The organism is Pseudomonas sp. D47 (assembly GCF_045447305.1).
In the GTDB taxonomy this organism is placed as follows: domain Bacteria; phylum Pseudomonadota; class Gammaproteobacteria; order Pseudomonadales; family Pseudomonadaceae; genus Aquipseudomonas.
Genome location: NZ_JBJGXU010000218.1, coordinates 1 through 291, shown reverse-complemented (window position 1 = coordinate 291; position 291 = coordinate 1). Strand labels below are relative to the sequence as shown.

The window sequence follows — 291 nt, the reverse complement described above, 5'->3', positions numbered from 1 at the left end:
GGCGCCGATATCGCGTGGATTGGTGATCAGCACGTTGTGGTTGCCGGTCACCATCATGCACATGCAGTTCGCCGTGAAGGCATAGATGTGGTACAGCGGCAGCGGCGCGACCATCACTTCCTGACCTTCGCGCAGCAATGGCTGACCGTCGCTGCCGAACTGTCCGAGGCATGCCCGCGCCTGTTGCATGTTCGCCACCAGGTTGCCGTGGGTCAGCATCGCGCCCTTGGCCAGGCCGGTGGTGCCGCCGGTGTATTGCAACACCGCGATGTCGTCGAGGCTGACGTTCAG

1 protein-coding gene is annotated in these 291 nt (G+C 63.2%); it reads right to left on the bottom strand.

What is annotated here, in order from left to right:
- The coding region (locus ACI77I_RS32295) for an AMP-binding protein (RefSeq protein ID WP_407000276.1) at positions 1 to 291 on the bottom strand (291 nt) is incomplete at both ends.